This is a genomic window from Chloracidobacterium sp., from assembly GCA_016720705.1.
Lineage (GTDB): Bacteria > Acidobacteriota > Blastocatellia > Pyrinomonadales > Pyrinomonadaceae > OLB17.
In genome coordinates, this window is the sequence record JADKKB010000007.1 from 841,572 (window position 1) to 862,653 (window position 21,082).

16 protein-coding genes are annotated in these 21,082 nt (G+C 52.7%); 11 read left to right on the forward strand and 5 right to left on the reverse strand.

The genetic code is table 11. The features are described from left to right. Positions 1-36: 36 nt before the first annotated feature. Positions 37-2,850 carry a hypothetical protein gene (locus IPQ00_11045; GenBank protein MBL0241091.1) on the reverse strand — a complete coding sequence of 938 codons (2,814 nt, stop codon included), beginning with the start codon at positions 2,848-2,850 and terminating at the stop codon, positions 37-39. A 166-nt stretch (positions 2,851-3,016) separates the two neighbouring features. On the opposite strand from IPQ00_11045, the gene dacB reads away from it, so the two are divergent. Continuing rightward, positions 3,017-4,633, forward strand: coding sequence for a D-alanyl-D-alanine carboxypeptidase/D-alanyl-D-alanine-endopeptidase (gene dacB, locus IPQ00_11050; protein ID MBL0241092.1), 1,617 nt, complete (start codon positions 3,017-3,019; stop codon positions 4,631-4,633). Between the two features lie 79 nt (positions 4,634-4,712). Here dacB and IPQ00_11055 read toward each other — a convergent pair whose 3' ends face one another. Next, the gene (locus tag IPQ00_11055; GenBank protein ID MBL0241093.1) at positions 4,713-5,033 is read right to left on the reverse strand and encodes an RNA-binding protein; all 321 of its coding nucleotides are present in this window, start codon (positions 5,031-5,033) and stop codon (positions 4,713-4,715) included. Positions 5,034-5,187: 154 nt separating this feature from the next. Then, positions 5,188-6,594 (reverse strand): UDP-N-acetylmuramate:L-alanyl-gamma-D-glutamyl-meso-diaminopimelate ligase, encoded by a 1,407-nt coding sequence (gene mpl, locus IPQ00_11060; GenBank protein ID MBL0241094.1) that lies wholly within the window; start codon positions 6,592-6,594, stop codon positions 5,188-5,190. An 86-nt stretch (positions 6,595-6,680) separates the two neighbouring features. On the opposite strand from mpl, the gene IPQ00_11065 reads away from it, so the two are divergent. Both IPQ00_11065 and IPQ00_11070 read left to right on the forward strand, forming a co-directional pair. Then, complete coding sequence (locus tag IPQ00_11065) at positions 6,681-7,145, forward strand: hypothetical protein (protein ID MBL0241095.1); 465 nt, start codon at positions 6,681-6,683, stop codon at positions 7,143-7,145. A 205-nt stretch (positions 7,146-7,350) separates the two neighbouring features. Next, a complete protein-coding gene (locus tag IPQ00_11070; GenBank protein ID MBL0241096.1) occupies positions 7,351-8,415 on the forward strand; it encodes a hypothetical protein in 1,065 nt (354 codons plus the stop codon). A gap of 16 nt (positions 8,416-8,431) precedes the next feature. Here IPQ00_11070 and IPQ00_11075 read toward each other — a convergent pair whose 3' ends face one another. Both IPQ00_11075 and IPQ00_11080 read right to left on the reverse strand, forming a co-directional pair. Further along, positions 8,432-10,504 carry a S46 family peptidase gene (locus tag IPQ00_11075; GenBank protein MBL0241097.1) on the reverse strand — a complete coding sequence of 691 codons (2,073 nt, stop codon included), beginning with the start codon at positions 10,502-10,504 and terminating at the stop codon, positions 8,432-8,434. A gap of 26 nt (positions 10,505-10,530) precedes the next feature. Then, positions 10,531-11,691, reverse strand: a complete 1,161-nt coding sequence (locus IPQ00_11080; GenBank protein MBL0241098.1) for a pyridoxal phosphate-dependent aminotransferase — start codon at positions 11,689-11,691, stop codon at positions 10,531-10,533. A 286-nt stretch (positions 11,692-11,977) separates the two neighbouring features. Here IPQ00_11080 and IPQ00_11085 point away from each other — a divergent pair, with 286 nt between their 5' ends. The 8 genes from IPQ00_11085 (at position 11,978) to IPQ00_11120 (ending at position 20,974) form a co-directional block, all read left to right on the forward strand. Beyond that, positions 11,978-13,300 carry a thioredoxin domain-containing protein gene (locus tag IPQ00_11085; protein MBL0241099.1) on the forward strand — a complete coding sequence of 441 codons (1,323 nt, stop codon included), beginning with the start codon at positions 11,978-11,980 and terminating at the stop codon, positions 13,298-13,300. Positions 13,301-13,333: 33 nt separating this feature from the next. Continuing rightward, entirely contained in the window at positions 13,334-14,203 is an 870-nt protein-coding gene (locus IPQ00_11090; GenBank protein ID MBL0241100.1) for a glutaminyl-peptide cyclotransferase, read from the forward strand. Further along, complete coding sequence (locus tag IPQ00_11095; protein MBL0241101.1) at positions 14,203-14,679, forward strand: nucleoside deaminase; 477 nt, start codon at positions 14,203-14,205, stop codon at positions 14,677-14,679. The genes IPQ00_11090 and IPQ00_11095 overlap by 1 nt, the downstream gene beginning before the upstream one ends. 7 nt (positions 14,680-14,686) lie before the next feature. Then, on the forward strand, positions 14,687-15,136 hold the full coding sequence (locus IPQ00_11100; GenBank protein ID MBL0241102.1) for a DMT family transporter: 450 nt from the start codon (positions 14,687-14,689) through the stop codon (positions 15,134-15,136). Between the two features lie 38 nt (positions 15,137-15,174). Next, positions 15,175-16,653: an FAD binding domain-containing protein gene (locus tag IPQ00_11105; protein MBL0241103.1), complete on the forward strand. Its 1,479-nt coding sequence runs from the start codon at positions 15,175-15,177 to the stop codon at positions 16,651-16,653. A 79-nt stretch (positions 16,654-16,732) separates the two neighbouring features. Beyond that, positions 16,733-19,000, forward strand: a complete 2,268-nt coding sequence (locus IPQ00_11110) for a molybdopterin-dependent oxidoreductase (protein ID MBL0241104.1) — start codon at positions 16,733-16,735, stop codon at positions 18,998-19,000. 95 nt (positions 19,001-19,095) lie between these two features. Further along, positions 19,096-20,085 (forward strand): XdhC family protein, encoded by a 990-nt coding sequence (locus IPQ00_11115; protein ID MBL0241105.1) that lies wholly within the window; start codon positions 19,096-19,098, stop codon positions 20,083-20,085. Between the two features lie 73 nt (positions 20,086-20,158). Continuing rightward, positions 20,159-20,974, forward strand: coding sequence for a VanW family protein (locus tag IPQ00_11120; GenBank protein ID MBL0241106.1), 816 nt, complete (start codon positions 20,159-20,161; stop codon positions 20,972-20,974). Positions 20,975-21,082 lie beyond the last annotated feature (108 nt).

Genomic DNA, 21,082 nt, shown 5'->3' on the forward strand with positions numbered 1-21,082 from the left:
ACCGCCTGCTCTTTTCCTCTTACAACTTACGCCAACCTATCTTACGAAAGCGTTCGGAACCGGCAGATCACCCGATTGACCAAACTGTTGGATAAGAGTTCCTGCGGTGGATCGGGCAGCAAACCACGTCGAATTAGCCGGGCGGAATACCGCCGCATCGATCTTGCCGTCACCATCGTAATCACCGGCGACCGGAATGTCGCCCGTAGTTCCAAACGGAAAGGCGTAAAATGAAAGGTCTTCACTTCTCAAGATGGTCCAGAATCCTGTGGACGGCCGGAAATAAGCGATGTCCGCCTTGCTGTCGCCTGTAAAGTCACCCGGCACCGTCCTGTCTCCATTTTGCCCAAACTGCACTGCCAAGAGTCCCACAGTGCTGCGCTGTATCCACCATTGACCGAGGCTTGGTCGAAAGATCCCGATATCGGCTTTTCCGTCGCCGTCATAGTCCGCTGCCACCGGAACGTCGCCTGCCGCCCCAAATTGCAGGATCGTAGTGCCGCCGCTTGAATTTGAAATGTACCAGGTCGAGTTGGACGAGCGAAATACTCCGGCGTCTGCTTTGCCATCGGCGTCATAGTCGGCCGAAACCGGTGTATCGCCATTAGCACCGAACGGAAACGCGTAGAATGAATAATCATCACTTCGCAAAACGTACCAGAAGCCGGTAGCGGGTCTGAAGAACGCAATATCGGTCTTACCATCGCCCGTATAGTCTGCCGGTACGATCGTATCGGTCGCCGAACCGAATTGCGTCGCTCCGTTGCCGCCGGTGGTGCTCTTTAAGTACCACCATTCGCCCTGTGCGGGACGAAATATCGACATATCGGTCTTAGCATCGCCGTCAAAATCAAAAGGAGTTCGCTGACCGATCGACGATCCGAAGATCGTAAACTGGAACACCTTCGATGCAGCAAATCCATTAACCGCAGCCGCGTCCGTCACGTACCAGCGGCCATAAAATGTCTGGCCGATCAGCACCGGGTTATTTGGGATCGACAGACTGACGGACGAATTTCCATTGCCGCCGCCCGTGCCTGTCAATGTAGCTGTGACCCTCGCAAACGAACCTGATGACGGTATCGACGCCCCGATCCCGGGATCGCTTGAATCGATAACGAGCACAGCCTGAGCTGACCCAAGGCCATCTGAGACTGCAACCGTAAAGCTCGGATTTCCGACTAATGGCGGTTCGATCGCGGTAACTACCGGAACCGCTCCGCCCGTACCGGCACGTCCGGTGCCGGAGACCAGCGGTACTCGGTTCGATTCCGTGTACAATTGCGGGCGATCAAATGGCGGCAGTTCGTTCTGCACACGCAGATCGGTTAGCGGACGCTTAAGAAATGCCGCAAGGTCAGCCTTTTCTTGCTCGTTCATATTGAGCGGCCGGATAAGATCGTGGTCGATGTTGGCCGCGTCAAAATCGCCGCCCCGATTGTAAAATTCGACAACGTCTTCGACTGTCGCAAACCGTCCATTGTGCATAAATGGTCCGCGTAACGATAGATTTCGTAGATTAGGTGTCTTGAAGCTACCGTTCATTATCGGCTCACTCGAGACACCTCCGCGCCCGAGATCATCTGTTTGCGGCCGAACACCGATGTTATGAAAGGCGTGATCGCTCAACAGTGCTCCGTTATGACACGAATTGCACTGTCGATCAATGAATACAGCCCGACCATTGTTTTCCGACTCGGTCAACGGCGTTATGCCCTGCAGATCGCGGTCAAGCGGTGTCCTGTCCGAAAATAGAGTTCGTTCGTGAGTCCCGATCGCCATCGCGATGCGAGCGGGCGTCACGTCCGGTGTGCCGTAAACTTCTTCGAACAGTTCGGGGTATGACCGGCCGCCGATCCACGTATTCAGTGCGGCCGGGACATTAGACGCAAGCGCGAGAGGTTTAGATATCTGCATACGCGCAGCGACTTGAGTCCAGTTGCGGTTGCCGTGTGACATTTCGCCGGGCGAAAGCGGTGGGCCGAGTGACTGGCTTTCCAGACCGGCGTTCGTCGCGATCAGGATCGAATTCGAGATCGGATCGCGAAACTCCGGTGTTGCACGGCCATCCCAAAATAGTCCGTTCGGCGCATATCCGGCATTTAGATAGGTCGGCGATTTACGCCCGGTAACTTGATCCTTAAATCCAAAAAGTGCGTTCCACGAATAAGTGCCGTCGATTTCGTTTTGCGGCACGCCGGGGGAACCGAAAACATCGTCGAGCGTTTCAAACGTTCCGTCCGGCCCCGGATTGATCTTTTGGGTTCCGGCGATGGCACTTCGCGGATCTGATCCACCCGCCGCAGGTCGATGACACGTGCCGCAAGAGACGGTTCGGGTTGACGACATCTGCTCGTCCCAAAACAGTGTCTTTCCCAAATACGCTTTCGAAGCGGTTATTGGATTTTCAGCGGAGGTGGGTGGTGGTTCGAGCGGATCGAAAATTCCGGGATAAACCACGCCTACCGCTCGGACGCCCTGATCCGGCGTACTCAAGAGACTTGTCGAGGCACCATTCTCGGCTCTGACCCAATAATAGTAATTCTGGCCCGCTGCCGCCGCCGCGTCAAAATAGTAATTGGCTTCGCTGATCCCTATGTCCGTTGCGGTTCCGGGATCGTTGGCGGTATTGCGGTAGATACGATAGAGACGTGCTCCGCGCATCGTGTGCCAGTTTATACCGACCTTTGTCACATAGTCGCCATCGGACGCCGTGACCCCGGTCGGGGCGGCAATAGTGACGGACGAACTAGCCCCTAAGACGGGATTTGAAATAGAAAGGTCGAGATATAGAAAAAGTGCAAACAATACAAAGACTGCAATGATCGAAATTTTGATCCTGTTTGTCATACGGAACTTGCCAGATATTCTCGGGCGAACTGGTGCCTTAAATAAAAATACAGAAATGCGCCGTTGAAAGTATTTAGTTTACCACTACAAATAATAGGCTCCAAGCACATCTTGCCGAGCAAATTTTGGTTTTGCCTACGCGACATTTCGCGATAAACTCCTGCTAATGAAGAATCGCTCACTGGTAATACTCGCAACGTGTTTTCTCAGTTCATTATCGCTACTTTCGATGGCACCACTCAGCGGTATCGGACAAACCGGCGGACGTCCGCGTGCGGTCGCCCCGCAAGCGATAGTTTCGCCGACACCGACACCAACGCCGGTTTCGGCCCAAACCATCGAGACATTGCAAGCCAAGATCCGACAGAGGCTCTTTGCTCCCGAGGTCAGACGTGGTCGCATCGGCATAAAGGTCGTCTCACTCAACTCAGGAAAAGTAATTTTCGAAAGCGATTCTGAAAAGTATTTTATGCCCGCGTCGAATATGAAGAACTTTACCGTCGCCACCGCCATCGAAAAACTCACGCCGGATTTTCGCTTCATCACGACGGTCAAGGCACCGACGCCGCCTGACTCCAGCGGCACGATCAAAGGAAATCTGACGATTGTCGGCGGCGGCGACATTTCGATCTCAAACGCCTTCGACCCTGCATTTCCGCAGGTCGTAAACCCATATTGGGGCATCGACCGGATCGTCACCTCGATCGTTACTACGGGCGTCAAGCGGATCGAGGGCGACCTCGTGGCAGATGAAAGCTATTTTCGCGGATATTCGCTGCCGTCTACCTGGGAATGGGACGATCTCCAATCATATTACGGTGCCGGCATATCCGCGTTGCCGCTTAATGACAACGCGGTCGATGTGAGCGTCGTTGCCGGTTCGGCGGGCAATCAGTGCATAGTACGTATTTCGCCCTTGAACACCCTGATCAGGATTGTAAATAAATGTACAACTTCGGCTAAGGGATCTAAGCGGTCCATATCAGTTTTCAAACATCTGGACGATAATGTTTTTGAGGTATCGGGAACGATCGCCGCCGGCGACAATGAGTACAAAGAATCTGTCGCTATTACGCGACCCGCCGAGTTGCTGATCACAGTCCTCAAACAACGACTAGAGTCAAAGGGCGTGATCGTCACCGGCAACGCTCGAATGGCCGACAACACACTTCGGTCGATCTGCCCAACCTGCCCGCAACCGCCGTCCGTAATTGTTTCAAAGATCGAATCGCCGCCGTTAAGTGTGATCGCTGCTAAGACGATGAAGCCCAGTCAAAATATGTACACCGAGACGCTACTTTGGACCCTCGGTGAACAGATCGGCCGCATTTCAACGCCGACAGGTGACAGTTCGACACTCGGACTTTCAGTGGTTCGATCGTTTCTCAAGGAAGTCGGCATCCCCGCCGACTCGATCGTTCAATACGACGGTAGCGGGCTTTCGCGGCACGACCTTATAACGCCATCGGCGGTGACAGCACTTTACACGTATATGGCGAAGCAGAGTCGATATTCACAGGCTTGGCGTGACAGCCTTACTATAGGCGGAGTCGACGGAACATTGCGAAATAGATTTAAGGGCACGGCCGCGAGCGGCAATATTCGCGGCAAGACCGGTACGATCGACCAAGTTTCCGCACTTTCGGGCTATATGACTACGGCCGGGGGCGAACAAATTGTGCTGTCGATCCTGGTCAACGGTGTCCCCGAACCCCGCAATCGGCTTTCACTGATCGACGAGATCGTCGTACAACTCGCTAACTTTGACGGCAAGATAGACTAGGCGCCGTCAGAACGCAACATTGCAGAACAAGGGAGAGTTAAGGCACGCTGTTCCCTTTTTTTGAATCGTTATCTAATAGCTACCGGCGACCTCCGCCGCCGTGATCACCCCGTTTACCGCCGCGGTTTCCGCCACCCTCGCCGCCCCGATCTTCACGCTGTTGGGCTTCGTTTACGACGATCTTGCGGCCGTCATAATCTTGCCCGTTAAATTGGGCGATCGCTGCTGCTGCCGCGTCGTCCGACCCCATTTCGATAAATCCAAACCCGCGCGAACGCCCGGTTTCGCGATCATAGACCACATTGGCAGATTCAACCGGGCCGGCGGCACCAAAATACTCTTGCAAGTCTTCGTTGGATACGCGAAACGACAGATTTCCGACGTAAAGTTTAGTTCCCATTCCCTATTATTCCCCAATAACCAAGAAAAAAGCGTAGCAATGGACTAGCTCGGTTCTTAGGCAGTTTTGCAATAAAGATCTTAAAGCCATATATCCGTGCAATTCGACATATTGGCAGTCCCGCCGAAACGATAAATCTAGGCACTCGATCAGATCAAGCCCTCAATGCGGCGAGCACCTTTTCGTGGATACCGCCAAATCCGCCGTTTGACATTATCGCGACCACATCACCGCTCTTCAATTCGGGAGCGAGGTGCTCGACTATGCTATCGGCATCGGCCAGTGTCATTGCCGGTTTACCGCCGTCGGCGATGCCTTTGATCAGGCGGTCAACATCAAGTACGTCGCCGTACGTTTTGGCGTCTTCCGGATTAAACACGCCGGCAATTATTACTTTGTCAGCGTGCCTAAATGCTTCGCGATATCGATCTTCAAAGATCGAAAGCCGCGACGACCTTGAACGCGGTTCGAAAACTGCGATCAAACGATTGGCGGCGTACCGTTGCCGCAGGGCCTTGAGCGTTTCATCGACGGCAGTCGGGTGATGGGCAAAATCGTCAATGACCGTGACGCCGGCCTCGACCCCGCGGATCTCCATTCGTCGCTTTACCGATTTGAAAGTATCGAAGGCCTCCTGGATCTTTTCACGCGTTATTCCCCAGGCGTCGGCCGCAATGATTACAGCAAGGCAATTTCGGACGTTAAACTCCCCGATCATATGGGTCGAGAATTCGGCCCACTTTACATTTTCGCAATAAACGCTAAATCGCGTCCCTTCCGCATCGAATATGAGGTCGCGGGCCTGCCATTTCGCATTTTCCGACAGGCCGTAAGTTTCGACCTGCGTATGCAGTTTCCCGGACATTGATTCGAGCACTTCGCCGACTACGGGCGAATCGATCCCGCAGATGAGACGGCCGTTTCCCGGCACAAGATTCATCAGCCGCGAGAATTGCCATTTGATAGCGTCGAGATCTTTGTAGATATCGGCATGGTCAAATTCTATATTGCCCACGATCGCGATCTCGGGCAGGTATGACATAAATTTGGGTTTTTTGTCGAAAAATGCCGTGTCATACTCGTCGCCCTCGATAACAAAATAGTCGCTGTCGGTCACACGAAAGCTCTGCCCGAAGTTCTGCACAACACCGCCGACCAGAAATGTCGGGTCGAGTCCGCCGGTCTCGCAGACCCAAGCGGCGATACTTGTCGTTGTCGTCTTACCGTGCGTTCCGGCCACGACCAGCGACCGCCGGCCGCGGATAAATTCTTCGCGGACGACCTCGGCTTGCGACCGATAGAGCAGCTTTCGATTCAGGACCTCTTCCAGTTCCGGATTGCCGCGCATTATCGTGTTTCCGACGACGGTGACGTCACGCGGCATATCCGTATTTTCGGTCTTATAGCCGTTCATTATTTCGATCCCTAGCGACTCGAGTTGAGTCGACATCGGGGGATAGACGTTCTGGTCTGAGCCCGTGACGCAATGTCCGGCGGACTGAAGCATTCCGGCAAGGCTCGCCATCGCCGTTCCACAAATTCCGATCAAGTGATAGTGCATAATTGACGTTTGCCATACAGCAATGGCATATTCATTCTCGTCACGGCAGTAAGTAAAGTCAAAATCGATAGACGATAGAAATCAAAATGAAAAGCAAAACTCTGTTCCTCGTTGCCGCATTTGCGGCAATGGTAATATTCTCAGGCCTGGCTGCGGCTCAGGCAAAATGTACCGAAGCCGGCACTATAAAAAGTGTCACCAAGGCATCGTCCGGCAATTTCGAAACGGTCACCTTCGACACCCTTATCCGGGAACCGGATCTTAAGGTCTCGAATGCTCGGCCACCCTTTAGTCAATATGGCTCTGAAAAGCGTCTGAAGATACGCGGCAATTATTTCAAGAGCATTGTTCTCCGCGGTATCAACTGGGAGTGCAAGATCTCTGAAGCATTTGCCGCCAAAACCTCGAATATCAAGGCCGTCAAGAGCGTCGAACAGTTCGAAGGCCAAGTCGAATATATCATCGGCTACAATAAGCGCGGAAGCTATGTCGGTCACTCGGTCGCCAAGACCAAGAAAGGTAGCCGCGTCACTCTGAAATTCCGCAAATAGCGGCCTTTAGCGTGTTTTTTTGATTCGCGCTTTCCTGCGGCCGCTGATATGGGACATTCACTCATTTCGGCGGCCGTTTTAATTGTCGCAGATGGCGCTTGGCCGTCATTAATTCTGATCAATGGCCGCATATATGAGGCGCTTGCTATAAATAATCCAACGGGCTACTTTCTATCTTAGAAATCTAGACGGGTCTCGGATATTGATGATCAAGGCAACGATAAAAAAATTTATAGCGGCTTGCTGGATGATCGGGATGCTTATTGCCGGAGTGCCGGCATTTGAGACCGACCAATACAATCTGCCACCAACTCCTCTGGCGGACATTGGCGAAGAGGTAAATGGTTATGTGTCGGATGCGATCTCAAAAGCAGTCACGAACCTGAATGCGAAGATCGAAGCGGCCGAGGCGTGTTTGAATGCCACGAATACCCGCCGCAACGGTTGCCGTTCGATCGAAACCGAACGCAAAGCTCTGGCGCAGCTTCGCACCAACGACGCGGCCGCCGGTGCCGTCTATAAGCTGCTCGGCGACGGCATTTTCCCGCTGAGCCACATCGGATCCTGGCTGAAATCGCACAAATTTTCCGGTCAGCCTGCGCGATACACGACGTCATTTCCGGATTCGATCTGGGCGACACTGCCGACCAATTATCTGACGATAAGTCCGACGATCAGGATGTACGGCATCGAGTTTGGGATCGATAAGATCGAACACCTTTTCCAACAGGGCTACTCGTATTACAAGATCTATTCGAGGCAGATAGCCAAAGGTGCGACACCGCGCGCCGCTACTCAGAAGGCCGTAAGTTGGGGGCAACTTACGGAACGAACATATTACGGATTTCTTGTTTCTGGCGTTTTTTCAAATGCCGATCTTTACGGAAATTATGTCGGAATGAGATTTTACCAAGGGCTGACGGAAAAGCTGCAGATTGGTGAAAGCTCTCGGCCGTCAACACTTACTCTCGACAATGGCAGATGGAAATTTAATTCGGAGATCGACGAAGCCAATCTGCTTCGGCCATTCATAACCGACCATCTCAACGAAGCTCTGAATCCCAGCGGTTTCTCCGCCATCGTTTTTCCGTATGTACGAAAGGCCGTTCGCCAACGGGCTTGTGCCCAATGGAAAACGGCCTTTCCGGAATACACCCGCGATGGCTTGAATACGCGTTCCAACAACCTTCGGCAGTGGAACGGCGAGAACTATGGATTCACCGCGAAAAAACGAATGATCTCGATGGGCGACCTCTGTTACGGAGATTAGCCGCGATCCGATGTACCTACTTTCCCGTCAACTCTCTCACCAGTCCCGGAGCGTCGTAAACCTTACGTAGTGCCTCCAGTATTCCGGCCGTGTGGACCCCGACGGCGCGTGAGCCTTCGTTTTCCTCGATGTACCAATAGCGGTTCGACAGTTTTTGGTTATTGCTGTCAAAGTTGAGGCCGACGATCTCGCCGGCTCGATTTATTACCGGCGAACCACTGTTTCCGCCGATGGTGTCGGCCGAATATACAAAGTTCAGTGGTGTGGAAAGATCGATCTTATCTTTGCGTGCCTTTAGGCTCGGGGCGAGCTCGAACGGCGACTTTTCGCCAAAGCTAAATGCACGGTCATAGAGTCCGAAAAAGGTCGTTTTGTAAGGAACGAGCGTCGTATCTTCGTCATAACCGAGTACCTTGCCGTATTCGATCCGAAGCGTCGAATTGGCGTCTGGCGGCATCGTCTTACCGTACACAGCAAAGCGTGCTTGGGCGATCTTCGTGCCGTTGGCGGTTTCGACATTCTGTATCGTCTTTTCGTTCCATTCGCGGAGCTCGCGGATCACCGGCTCGACACGCCGAGCCAATGTGACCATCGGGTCGGTCGAAGCAGCAATGGCCGCGGCACCGCCGTCGAACAAGGCTAGTCTAGCCGCCGGATCATTCAGCTTGGTCTCGCGGATCGCACGTTTTACAACCTCCGACGGCTCGGCGTTGCCGATCGCGGCCTTGACGAACGAATCGTTAACTCCAAGGGTCTTTACGGCCTCTTCCATCCAAAAAAGAAGCGAAGCTTCTTCCATATCGAGGTAGATCGGTGCCGGTGACGCGAGCGATGATTTAATGGCTTCGAGGCGAGTATCGCGAAATTCCGGATATCTCAAGTCATTTGGCTTGGCAGCCTCGATCGAATAGGTCACAAGCTGTTGGGCGATCGACGCAAGTCGCGAAGCGGAAATGTTTGAGAACGCCAAACGGTTTGCCATCGCAGGCAGTTTTGCATAAGCATCGCCGATATTTTTCCACGCCGGGGCAAATTGCTTATCGAGTTCGGGTTTAGCCGCGAGTTTGTCACGCAGATCTTTTTCTTCGGCTACCTTTTGGCCATAATTTCTCGGATTCAAAAGGCCGTCCTGCTGACCCTCGAGGCGTTTTAGTGAATTGGCAAAACCACGCATTCCCGGCCACGCCTGACGATGCTGCTCATCTCCCTTCTTCGAATAATTTTCGAGGGCCTTGCGGCGGAGTTCCCAGACTTTCTTTTGAAGCGGGTTGCCAATGTCACGCTGATAGGTGAGCTGCGAAACAGTCAAAAGTCGTGCGGTCGATCCCGGATAGCCGGAAACCAGAATGAACTCGCCGTCGGCCGCTCCCTTTTCGGACCATTTGAAATAGTTTGGCGTCGCTGCGGGCTTGTCATTTTCGTAAGCACGCAGGAACGTGAAATCCAGATCGTGCCGCGGAAACACAAAATTATCGTAATCACCGCCAAAGAATGCGGCTTGCTCCTCGGGTGCCATCACCAGACGAATGTCGCGATATATCTTAGACTTATAGAGCCAGTATTCGCCGCCGCTGTAAAACGAAACGACCTGACAATTCAGTCCGCCCGCAGTCGCAGTGCAATCCTTTTCGATCGCTGATATTTCTGCCGTTCGCTTTGCCGCCATCTCCGCATCGGTCTTGCCTGCCGTCGCCGCAGAGTGGACGCGGTCTGTGACGTTGTCAAATGCGACAAGCACTGACGCACTCGCGTCCGGTATCTTCAGTTCGGCCGCTTGTGATCCGGCGTAGAATCCCGTCTTGAGCAGGTCGCGTTCCTTGCTCGAAACGCGTTCGATATATCCGGCGGCGACGTGGTGATTGGTCGCGATCAATCCATTGGGCGAGACAAATCCCGCCGACGAACCATTTACCTTTGGCGATGCGAGCCGGACGTTATCGAGCCATTCCTTGGAAGGCTCAAAGTTGTAACGTTCCTTCCATTGCTTCAAGGGCGGATTGTCGAACGTCCACATCCCTTCATCGGCAAGGACCGATGATGCGTTGAGCACAAAGCTGAGTAACAAAAATATTGCAGATATTCGTTTCATATTGATCCCACCATTTGACCGAAGCCCTAAGCTAATACTCCTCGTAATTTTTCCATGGCACCTTCAAGAATTGTATCTTCCCGTGCGATACAAATACGGACGTGAGCGTCCCAGACGTCGTTGTCGGCAAAGGCACTTCCGGGCGTCATCCCGACACCGGCATCACGCATCAACATTTCGTTGAATGCGATAGCATCGTTAAATTGCCTCGGTATTCGGGCCCAAATATAAAAACACGAGCCGGAATTGTAGATCTCAAACCCAAGATCTGTTAGCACCTCGGATGTAAAGCGGCGTTTGCCGTCAAACTTGTCGCGTAGTGCCGGATAGTAGCCTGCGTCCGCCATCAAAACCCTTGATAGTGCCGCCTGCAAAGGTGTCACCGGGCAGACATAAATGACATTTGCGACAGCATTTATTGGTGCGATGAGTTCGCCCTTGCCGTATGCGTAACCAAGGCGCCAGCCTGAGATATTCCACGACTTTGAGAACGAGTTGACCGTGATGGTACGCTCCCACATTCCTGGCAGCGAAGCGATCGGTATGTGCGGGTTTTCGCCCAGAACGTAATGCTCATAAACCTCATCCGACACGACCAGCAGATCCAATTCTTTGGCGACGTCAGCAATCGCCTCAAGTTCGGCGGGCGACATAACCTTGCCGCTTGGGTTTGCCGGCGAGCAGACGATGATGACCTTGAGCGGAAATGCGGTGCGGTCTTTCAACTGCTTACAACGGGCCATCAGAGCGTCCTTTTGAAAGGATAAATTCTCATCAAGCTCAAAGGTCTCGGTCTTAGAACCAAAGTCCTCTAAAATTCGCCGATGGTATGGATAATACGGTTCAAACACAAGAGCTGAATTGCCCCGCAGATAACTCTGAGCGATCCCGATCAATGCGCCCGTACCGCCATTCGTGATCATCACCTCGAACGGGCGGGCGTCCACATCGACCTCGATCCCGTTATATTTGGCGATCTTGGCGGCGACCGCTTTGCGAAGGCCGGCATCGCCCTCACTGCCGCCGTAATGGTTTTGACTGGCGGCAATTATAGACGCCGCTTCGGCAGCGAGTTGTGGATCTATAGGAAGTTCGGACTGGCCCTGGACAAGGTTACCGCTTGGCGGCACGAGGCGAGTGATCGCACGGATGTCCGGCTTTACTTTTATACGCTTTGGTTCGGTCATACTCTATAAATTAGCAGTTTTCGCATTAAATCTCTAAGATGACCGAACTTGTTGTCCGACAGATGCCTTAAAAAAATGCTGTCAATTGCCTGATCACCATTGTTACCGCCCTCTCGGACGGTCGGCCTCGGCCTGCCACACACCGGCCAACGACTTAGATGCAGATGCCACCCAGCAAGCTATTGGCAATCAAACGATCGACGGAACGGACAACGTTGTCTTTCAACAAAATGCCAATCCAACCGTGTTTTGTTAGAATTCATCTAATCGCAGTATCAAGCCGATCATGAAACCAATATACATCGCATTTTTACTACTCTTTGCTGCCGCCATCTCGGCCCAGCAACCGATCGACCCATTGGCGACGTCGACGGTTCGTACATTCAAGCTGGCCGAACTCTCGCCAGAGGCTCAGGCCGGGATCGTCGGACTGACCGCAAATACCGCCAAGGCCCGCACCCAACTGCTCGAGCAGTTGACGGCCGAAGCACTTCTATCTGTCGAGGCCGCCGGAAAACAAATAACTAAGGAAAAACTGCTCGGCGACATCCGAGCTAAATCCCCCGAACCGACGGAAGCCGAGATCAACACCGTTTATAAAGCCAACGTCGACGCTCTTGGCAATAAACCGCTCGCCGACGTTCGAAAGATGATAGTCAAATATTTGAAAGGCGAAGCGGAACAAAAGCAAATTCAGGCGTTGATCGCCGGGTTACGTGCAAAATACAAGGTCACAGCTGTACGGGATGTGAACGCCCGCGATCTGAAACCTGCCGACATACTCGTCAACGTCGCCGGCACAGTGATCACCGCCGGGCAGTTTGACGCTGCAACCCACGCGGAACTGTTTGACCTCAAGGCCGACGCGATCGACCGGGCGCTTTTCGAGCTGGATGATCTCATCCTTCGGACGCTCGCCGGTGAGGAAGCAAAGGCTAAGGGTATCGATACTGCAGACTATTTTGCGGCAGAGATCACCAACAAACTCAAGGATTTTTCAGATGAGGAACGTGAGAAGTTGGTTGATGATCTAAGCGGACGACTGTTTGCCAAATACAACGTCAAGATACAGTTGGTCGCCCCGGAACCGCCCGTCGAGAATATCTCGGTCGATGACGACCCTGCTCAGGGCCCTGCAAACGCTCCGGTCACGATCGTGATGTTTAGCGACTTTCAGTGCCCCGCGTGCTCGGCGACGCATCCGATATTAAAGAAGGCGATCGCCGAGTTTCCGGGTAAGATCAGATTCGTAGTTCGCGATTTTCCGCTGACCTCGATTCACGAGAATGCATTCAATGCCGCACTCGCGGCGGGTGCCGCCACCGCACAGGGCAAATTTTTTGAGTATTCCGACCTTTTATATCAACGCCAAGATGCTCTCGACCCGGTTTCGCTCAAACGCTATGCGGCCGAACTTGGTTTGAATGTGAAACAATTTGAGATAGACTTTAGCTCCGAAAAGATCGCGGCCGAGGTTCTCAAGGATAAGTCTGACGGCGAAAATTACGGTATCGGCGGAACGCCCACGGTTTTCGTGAACGGTGTGCGGGTTAGGCAACTTTCGGCCACTGGATTTAGAAAGGCGATCACTAAAGCATTGGTAAAATAGGCGTTAGCCAAATAGATCCCAGGATAGATCTTTATGCGTTTTTTATTCTTAATCATTTCGGTTTCGTTGTCGCTTGCGTGCGGTGGGGCGGCAAATACGGCTAAACCGAACGTTAACACCAACACGAACACCAAAACTGTCAGTACTGCGTTACCCGTTTACGGTTATGAGATCGTTAAGGCGTATCCGCACGATCCCAAAGCGTTTAGGGAAGGGCTGTTTTACTACAACGGCTTTTTGTACGAGAGCACCGGCGAAGAGCGGCGGTCTTCGATAAGGAAGGTCGAACTCGAGACCGGCAAGATCGTCCAGAAATTTGATCTGCCGCCCGAGGATTTTGGCGAAGGCATCGTGCTGCTCAACGGCAAGATATATATGCTTACGTGGCGGCAGGGGTTAGGGCGCGTCTTTGATGCGAATGACCTCAAGCTGCTTAAAGAATTTAGCTATTCCGGCGAGGGTTGGGGTATGACGACGGATGGCACCGACATCTTTATGACGGACAGCACACACGTGATGCGTGTGGTGGACCCGGAAACCTTCAAACCGAAACGTATGCTCTCAGTAATGCGAGAGGACGGCAAACCGCTGATGCAGATCAACGAACTTGAGTACATCAAGGGCGAAATATGGGCGAACGTGTGGCATTCCGAACAGTCCAATATACTCGGCAAACCAAACTATATCGCTCGGATCGATCCTGCGACAGGCAAGTTGCTCGGCTGGATCGACCTCGCCGGCATTTCGCCGGACGACCAACCCAGATCAAACGATCCGTATGACCCAAAGGCCGAGAATACTCTGAACGGCATCGCGTATGATGCTGAAAAGGATCGCATCTTTGTGACCGGAAAGAACTGGAAAAAGTTGTACGAGATCAAAATAACACCACCGAAACAGTAATGAACGATATTGACCGACAATTTATGATGCGTGCTGTCGAACTCGCCCGTCTCGGGATGGAGTCCAACGATGGCGGCCCTTTTGGCTGTGTCGTTGTGAAAGACGGCAAAATAGTGGGCGAGGGCAACAATCAGGTCACCTCGACCAATGATCCGACGGCTCACGCGGAGGTCGTTGCAATTCGTAACGCCTGCAATAATCTGGGCACGTTTCAGCTTGACGGCTGCACTGTCTACACATCGTGCGAACCGTGCCCGATGTGCCTCGGAGCGATCTACTGGTCGCGTCCCGCCGCCATCTTTTACGCCGGCACACAGGTTGACGCGGCGAGCGCCGGATTTGACGACGAGGAATTTTACAAAGAGATCGAAAGGCCAAATATCGAGCGTAAACTGCCGATGCAGAATCTACTTCGCGAAGAAGCACAAAAGGTGTTTCGAGCCTGGACCGAAAAGCCCGATAAGACCGCGTATTGACCCGACGATGTCGAACACATTTATTTTTATATTGTTAGCTCTCGTTGCCGGTGCGATGATGCCGACACAGGCCGCCATCAACAACAAGTTGGCTTTTGCCATTGATAGCCCGGTGCTGGCAGCGTTTGTTTCGTTTGTTATCGGAACACTTGCACTGCTCGCGTATCTGCTCATTTCCGGAACGCCGCTCGGTAATTTAGCATCGGCAAAGGACGCTCCGCCCATCGCTTGGATCGGTGGGTTGCTCGGAGCATTCTTTGTGGCCGCAACCGTCGTGTTGGTACCGAGACTCGGTGTAGCTCTGACGTTTAGCCTGATAATCGCGGGCCAGATGCTCGTAACGCTCGTGATCGACCATTTTGGGCTGCTCGACGTGCCGGAAACAAAGGTAAGTTTTGCGAGAGTCGCCGGAATCGTATTGATAACCGCAGGTGTTCTGCTAATAAGAAAGTTTTAGGCGGCATTTACCGCATCGATGTACGGAAAGTTTATTTGATGATCAACTTAATTCTCAACGATCAGGATATCGCGGTCGATATAGCTCCGGGGATCACCGTGCTCGATTTCGTTCGTTATCGGCAAAATCTCAAAGGCACTAAGATCGGTTGCCGTGAAGGCGACTGCGGAGCGTGTACGATAATGGTCGGCGAACTGGTCGGCAGTGAAGTTCGCTACCGGACGATGACCTCGTGCCTGATGCCGCTCGCCAATGCGGCCGGAAAGCATATTGTCACCATTGAGGGCATCAACCCTTCGGATGGGTCGCTCACGCCGGTTCAACAGGCAATGGTCGACGAAAGCGGCACGCAATGCGGTTTTTGCACCGTCGGCTTTGTAATGTCGCTTACAAATTTCGCTGTCGACAGTACCGCCAAAACTCCTGAAATGGCAGTCTCCGCTATCGACGGCAACATTTGCAGATGCACGGGATATAGATCGATCGAGCGAGCGGCGTGTCACGTAAGCGGACGCTTGTCCGAAGAGACCACGTCAACGGGCGACCAAAATGCGTGTGCCAGAGCTCCGTTCGTTCCACCATATTTCTCAGGTATCGCGTCGCGACTCAGCGTTCTCCAAAATATCAGTGTGCCATCTATTAGAACTCTGACGCAGGCGGTTCTGACTGGCGGTGGTACGGACCTATACGTTCAGCGGCCCGAGGCGATGGCAGAGTCCGCATCGACGCCCTTGCTTTATACCGACGAGCTTCGCAATATCCGCAAAATTGGCAACAACATCGAGATCGGTGCGTCGGTGACCGTCACCGATCTGCTCGAATCGCCGCTGATGAACGAGATATTCCCTGATCTCTACAAACATCTAAAACTCGTATCTTCGACACCGATCCGGAATATGGCGACGCTCGCGGGCAACTTGATCAACGGTTCACCGATCGGCGATATGACCGTTTTCTTTTTAGGCCTGGATTCCGAAGTTGACCTGTGGCCAAGTCTGCAAGACATCAGTGACGATCCCCGGACATTGCCTTTGCGAGACCTTTACCTCGGTTACAAGCAACTCGCAAAGCATCCTGACGAGATCATCACTGCCGTCAGGTTTAAGATTCCGACCGGCGATTTTCGCTTCAATTTCGAAAAGGTTTGCAAACGCACTTATCTCGATATTGCTACCGTCAACACGGCGATCTCTCTCGAAGTCAGAGCGTTGCCGGGCGATAGCTGGCTGCCTCCGGTTTTGACCGAACCGGGCACCAAGCCCGGCCAGTCCGTAGCGTACACCATCGTCAATGCCCACGTCGCAGCGGGTGGTGTCGCCCCGATCCCGATGTATCTGCGGCAAACGTCTGAATTCCTGCGTGGCAAACCGGTAACTCTGGAGACTATCGCCGCAGCAAACGAAATTATCCAGTCCGAGATCTCGCCGATCTCTGACGTACGCGGAACGGAGCAATATAAACGGCTGTTGCTAAGGCAGCTTTTTAGAGCTCATTTTGTAGAGCTGTTTGGCATATGATTCATCACGGAGAACTCAGAATTTTTTCAGATCGTTTTCTCAGTGCCCTCGGTGTCTCTGTGGTGAAATTCCTTTTTTAATGAAAAACATTGATTCAAGATCACACGTTCGCGGCGAGTCTGTTTATTTGGACGACATTCCCGTTGTCCAGGGGACGCTTTATGCTTGCGTTTTTGATTCGCCCGTCGCCCACGGGAAACTGAACGCGATAGATACGACCGAGGCTGAAGCGTCCGAAGGCGTTTTCCGCGTTATTACCGCGAAAGACATCATCGGCGAGAACCAGATCGGCGGCATTGTGCCGGACGAGCCTTTGCTGGCTGACGGCGAAGTTCATTTTCAAGGTATGCCGATCGCGATCGTGCTGGCAACGAGCGAGGAACTTGCCCGCAAAGCGGCAAAAAGGGTCACTATTGATATCGAAGAACTCACTGCGGTAACAGACGCCCGAAAGGCGGCCGCGAACGGTGATCTGATCGTGCCGCCAAAGAAATTCGTGATGGGCGACATTGCCGACGCATTTGCCAATTGCGAACACGTATTTGAGGGCCGAACCGAGCAGAACGGCCAAGAACATCTATACATCGAGACGCAGGGTGCATACGCAGTGCCGATGGAGGGCGGCGGCATTCGCGTGTATTCTTCGACCCAGGGACCGACCGCGGTTCAGCGTGCGGTTTGTCGTGTGACCGGACTCGCGATGCATCAGGTCGAGGTCGATGTGCAACGACTCGGCGGCGGTTTTGGCGGCAAAGAAGATCAGGCCAACGCCTGGGCCGGCATCTGTGCCGTTGCCGCACAGATCACAAAACGTCCCGTAAAATGTACGCTTCATCGAATGGAAGATATGCGTATGACCGGCAAACGCCATCCGTATTCGTCAGATTACAAAATAGGTCTCGACCGCGATCTCAAGATAGTCGCGTATGAGGCGAGCTTCTATCAGAATGCCGGTGCAAGTTGCGATCTCTCGCCGGCGGTGCTTGAACGAACGCTGTTTCACTGCACAAACTCGTATTTTGTTCCAAACGTCACGGCGACCGCCTATTGCTGCCGAACCAATCTGCCGCCGAATACTGCGTTTCGCGGGTTCGGCGGGCCGCAGGGAATGTTCGTGATCGAATCAGCGATCGTTCACGCCGCTGAAAAGCTCGGATTTTCGGCGGCTGAAATTCAGCGAACGAACCTGCTCACCGACGGAGACGAATTCCCTTACGGCCAAAAAGCTGAGAGCGACGCGGTCACGTCGTGGACGCAAGCTGATGTAAAATACGATTTCGCGGCGTTGCAAAACGACGCTGACGCGTTTAACGCGACCTCAAGATATTTCAGAAAAGGCCTGGCGATGATGCCGGTCTGTTTCGGCATCTCGTTTACCAAAACGCCGATGAATCAGGCACGATCCTTGGTCCACGTTTACACCGACGGCAGCGTCGCGGTTTCGACCGGCGCGGTTGAGATGGGTCAGGGTGTTAATACCAAAATGGCACAGGTCGCGGCGAAGATCTTTGGGCTCGATATCGGCGAGGTTAAGGTTCATACAACCAACACGTTACGTATCGCTAACACAAGTCCTACCGCCGCGTCCGCTGCTGCTGATCTTAACGGCAAGGCAACGGAGATCGCGTGTGAAACGATCCGCGACCGGCTTTTCGCCATCGCTCAAGACTTGGTCGAGGCCTCCAACATAAGTGACCTGTCGCTCGAAAACGGATATGTCTATCGCAACGGCGAAAAGACATCACTCAAATGGCAAACACTCGTGATGGAAGCCCATCTCCAACGCGTAAACCTCAGTGAACACAGTCATTACGCAACGCCGGGAATCGGATTTGATTGGACAGCGGCAAAGGGACATCCGTTCGCCTATCACGTTTACGGCACAGCGATCGTGGGCGTCACCGTCGATTGTCTGCGCGGCCGTTACGAGGTCGATTACGTGAAGTGCTGTCACGATTTCGGCACCTCGATGAACACCGCTGTCGATCTCGGTCAGATCGAAGGCGGCATCGTCCAGGGCCTCGGCTGGGTTACGATGGAAGAGGTTGTGTACGACGAAACCGGTAAACTTCGCTCAAACGCACTTTCGACTTACAAAGTGCCTGACATCTATTCTGTACCAAAACAGATCGACGTCCTTCCGCTTGAAACAACGAGAGAAAACCTCGCCATCTTCAACTCAAAAGCCGTCGGCGAACCCCCGCTAATGTACGGGATCGCCGCATACTTCGCGATCAGAAATGCTGTCAGATCATTTGCCGTCTGCTCGCCCGATTTCGACCTGCCGTTCACTCCGGAAAAAGTGCTGATGAATCTTTACTCTGATACTAAAGCAGTAGAAAATTAACGGCTGATGAACACGGATCGATTCAACAGGCTTATTATCTGTATCTATCCGTATTTATCTGTGGTTTCAAGTTCCTTTGCGGTAAAATTTCAACAGTGCAAAAAGACCTCCAGCTATGGCAATTTATCCGTGACCGTTTGGCAAAAAACCAAGAGGTGATGCTGCTTGTCGTCGGCGAGAGCACCGGCAGCAGCCCCGGGCGACAAGGCTATAAAATGGCGGTAAGCGCTGACGGTGGCCTTTGCGGCTCGATTGGCGGTGGCGTGATGGAGGTCGAATTGGTTGAACAAGCCAGAGCGATCCTTTCAGGACCGCGACCGATAGCGACCGGTTCGCTAATAGAGCAAGTTCACCGCCGAAATGCCGAGCACGCCAGCGGAATGATCTGTTCAGGACAACAAACTGTAATTCTTAAGGAGTTGACGCCTGAAGACCTCCAAACCGTCAATATTATCTACGATGCTCTTACCGGCGAGGGCGGCTATCTCCTCCTTTTTGGATCGACGTATTTCAGTGCCGGACCCGACTTTTGCGGTACGAGACGGATGGATCCGGACTACTCCGGACGGATCAGTTTTGAGCGGCATCTAGATGATTTTAAGTATTCCGAGGAGTTGAACAGCCCTCAGCGACTGTTCATAATCGGCGGTGGGCACTGTGCCCTGGCGTTGAGCGAATTGATGTCGCGAATGGATTTCCAAATCCACATTCTTGATGATCGGCCGGAATTGAATACGATCGAAAAGAACCGCTTTGCCGACCGTGTGACTATCGTGGACTCTTACCATAAAATTGCCGAGCATATTCCGCCCGGTGATGACGTCTATGTCGTGGTGATGACTCTGGGATATTTGAGTGACGCAGTGGTGATACGCAAGCTTATCGATCATCAGGTTAAATATTTTGGAGTACTCGGAAGTAAAGCCAAGATGGCGACGCTGATCAAAGAACTCAGTGACGAAGGCCTCGCCTCCGACAAACTTAGTCGTATTCGTACCCCCATCGGACTGCCGATCAACAGTCGGACCCCCGAAGAGATCGCGGTTTCGATAGCAGCTGAGATAATTTCGGTTAAGAATCTTTGAGTGATAACTGTCGATCAGCGATAGATGGCAATTATCGTCTAATATAAATGTGCGCCTTCGCCGAAATCAGTTAATGAATAATCAGAACGTCCCGAAACCTAATAAACGAAGTAATTTACGCAAGCTATTTGGGCGAGAATATTTTATAGCCAAAAGGCGGCTGAAATGGCTTGCCAATGCATCGAGCTTTGCACGTCCGATCCCAATTACGGGTATCGAGCACTCAATATTTCGGCACAAAACGATGATGCTGCGGCCGCTTCGCGATGTCGAAATGTATCTGCAGCATAACAAGATCACCAATCTCAGGCTGGCGATCGCTCCGATCAACGGAGTCGTGATCAAACCCGGCCAAACCTTCTCGCTGTGGCGACTTGTCGGGCGCCCGACGGCGGCAAAAGGCTACCTCGAAGGCCTCGTTCTTCACAATGGACGCCTCGAGAAGGGCATCGGCGGCGGACTATGCCAACTTGGCAATCTGCTCTACTGGATGGCTCTGCATTCGCCTCTGACCGTCACTGAACGGTACCGGCACGGGTTTGACGTATTTCCGGACATCAACCGCAAGATCCCGTTTGCCTGCGGCGCGACGCTGTCATACAACTACATCGACATTCAGCTTACAAATAATACGACCGAAGATTTTCGCATCGACCTCTGGATCGACGACGAATATCTCAACGGCGAACTTCTGGGCAGTAAACCATCCGAATTTGAATACGAGGTCTTCGAAACGGATCACTTGATCAAAATGCAGCCGTGGGGCGGCTATACTCGCCACAATCGAATTTGGAAACGCAGTACGAGCCTCATCGACGGGATGTTAACGGAAGAACTCGTAACCGAAAATCACGCCATAATGATGTATAACCCGCTACTCAGCGCCTAAACTCAAATATTTATTTCTCGTCAACGGGAACATTTCCCCGTCGCCGGTGTCTAAGTTCGCCAGGAAAGCAAATTGATCGCTTTCTCAAAAAGAACCTTTGGCACCAGT

Excerpts from the sequence above, each read along its gene's own strand:
- IPQ00_11045 (MBL0241091.1), bottom strand. The coding sequence starts at position 2,850 with ATGACAAACAGGATCAAAATTTCGATCATTGCAGTCTTTGTATTGTTT.
- IPQ00_11080 (MBL0241098.1), bottom strand. The coding sequence starts at position 11,691 with ATGACCGAACCAAAGCGTATAAAAGTAAAGCCGGACATCCGTGCGATC.
- IPQ00_11075 (MBL0241097.1), bottom strand. The coding sequence starts at position 10,504 with ATGAAACGAATATCTGCAATATTTTTGTTACTCAGCTTTGTGCTCAAC.
- IPQ00_11100 (MBL0241102.1), top strand. The coding sequence starts at position 14,687 with ATGTCGAACACATTTATTTTTATATTGTTAGCTCTCGTTGCCGGTGCG.
- IPQ00_11085 (MBL0241099.1), top strand. The coding sequence starts at position 11,978 with ATGAAACCAATATACATCGCATTTTTACTACTCTTTGCTGCCGCCATC.
- IPQ00_11065 (MBL0241095.1), top strand. The coding sequence starts at position 6,681 with ATGAAAAGCAAAACTCTGTTCCTCGTTGCCGCATTTGCGGCAATGGTA.
- IPQ00_11120 (MBL0241106.1), top strand. The coding sequence starts at position 20,159 with ATGAATAATCAGAACGTCCCGAAACCTAATAAACGAAGTAATTTACGC.
- IPQ00_11110 (MBL0241104.1), top strand. The coding sequence starts at position 16,733 with ATGAAAAACATTGATTCAAGATCACACGTTCGCGGCGAGTCTGTTTAT.
- dacB (MBL0241092.1), top strand. The coding sequence starts at position 3,017 with ATGAAGAATCGCTCACTGGTAATACTCGCAACGTGTTTTCTCAGTTCA.
- IPQ00_11105 (MBL0241103.1), top strand. The coding sequence starts at position 15,175 with ATGATCAACTTAATTCTCAACGATCAGGATATCGCGGTCGATATAGCT.
- IPQ00_11090 (MBL0241100.1), top strand. The coding sequence starts at position 13,334 with ATGCGTTTTTTATTCTTAATCATTTCGGTTTCGTTGTCGCTTGCGTGC.
- IPQ00_11095 (MBL0241101.1), top strand. The coding sequence starts at position 14,203 with ATGAACGATATTGACCGACAATTTATGATGCGTGCTGTCGAACTCGCC.
- IPQ00_11070 (MBL0241096.1), top strand. The coding sequence starts at position 7,351 with ATGATCAAGGCAACGATAAAAAAATTTATAGCGGCTTGCTGGATGATC.
- mpl (MBL0241094.1), bottom strand. The coding sequence starts at position 6,594 with ATGCACTATCACTTGATCGGAATTTGTGGAACGGCGATGGCGAGCCTT.
- IPQ00_11055 (MBL0241093.1), bottom strand. The coding sequence starts at position 5,033 with ATGGGAACTAAACTTTACGTCGGAAATCTGTCGTTTCGCGTATCCAAC.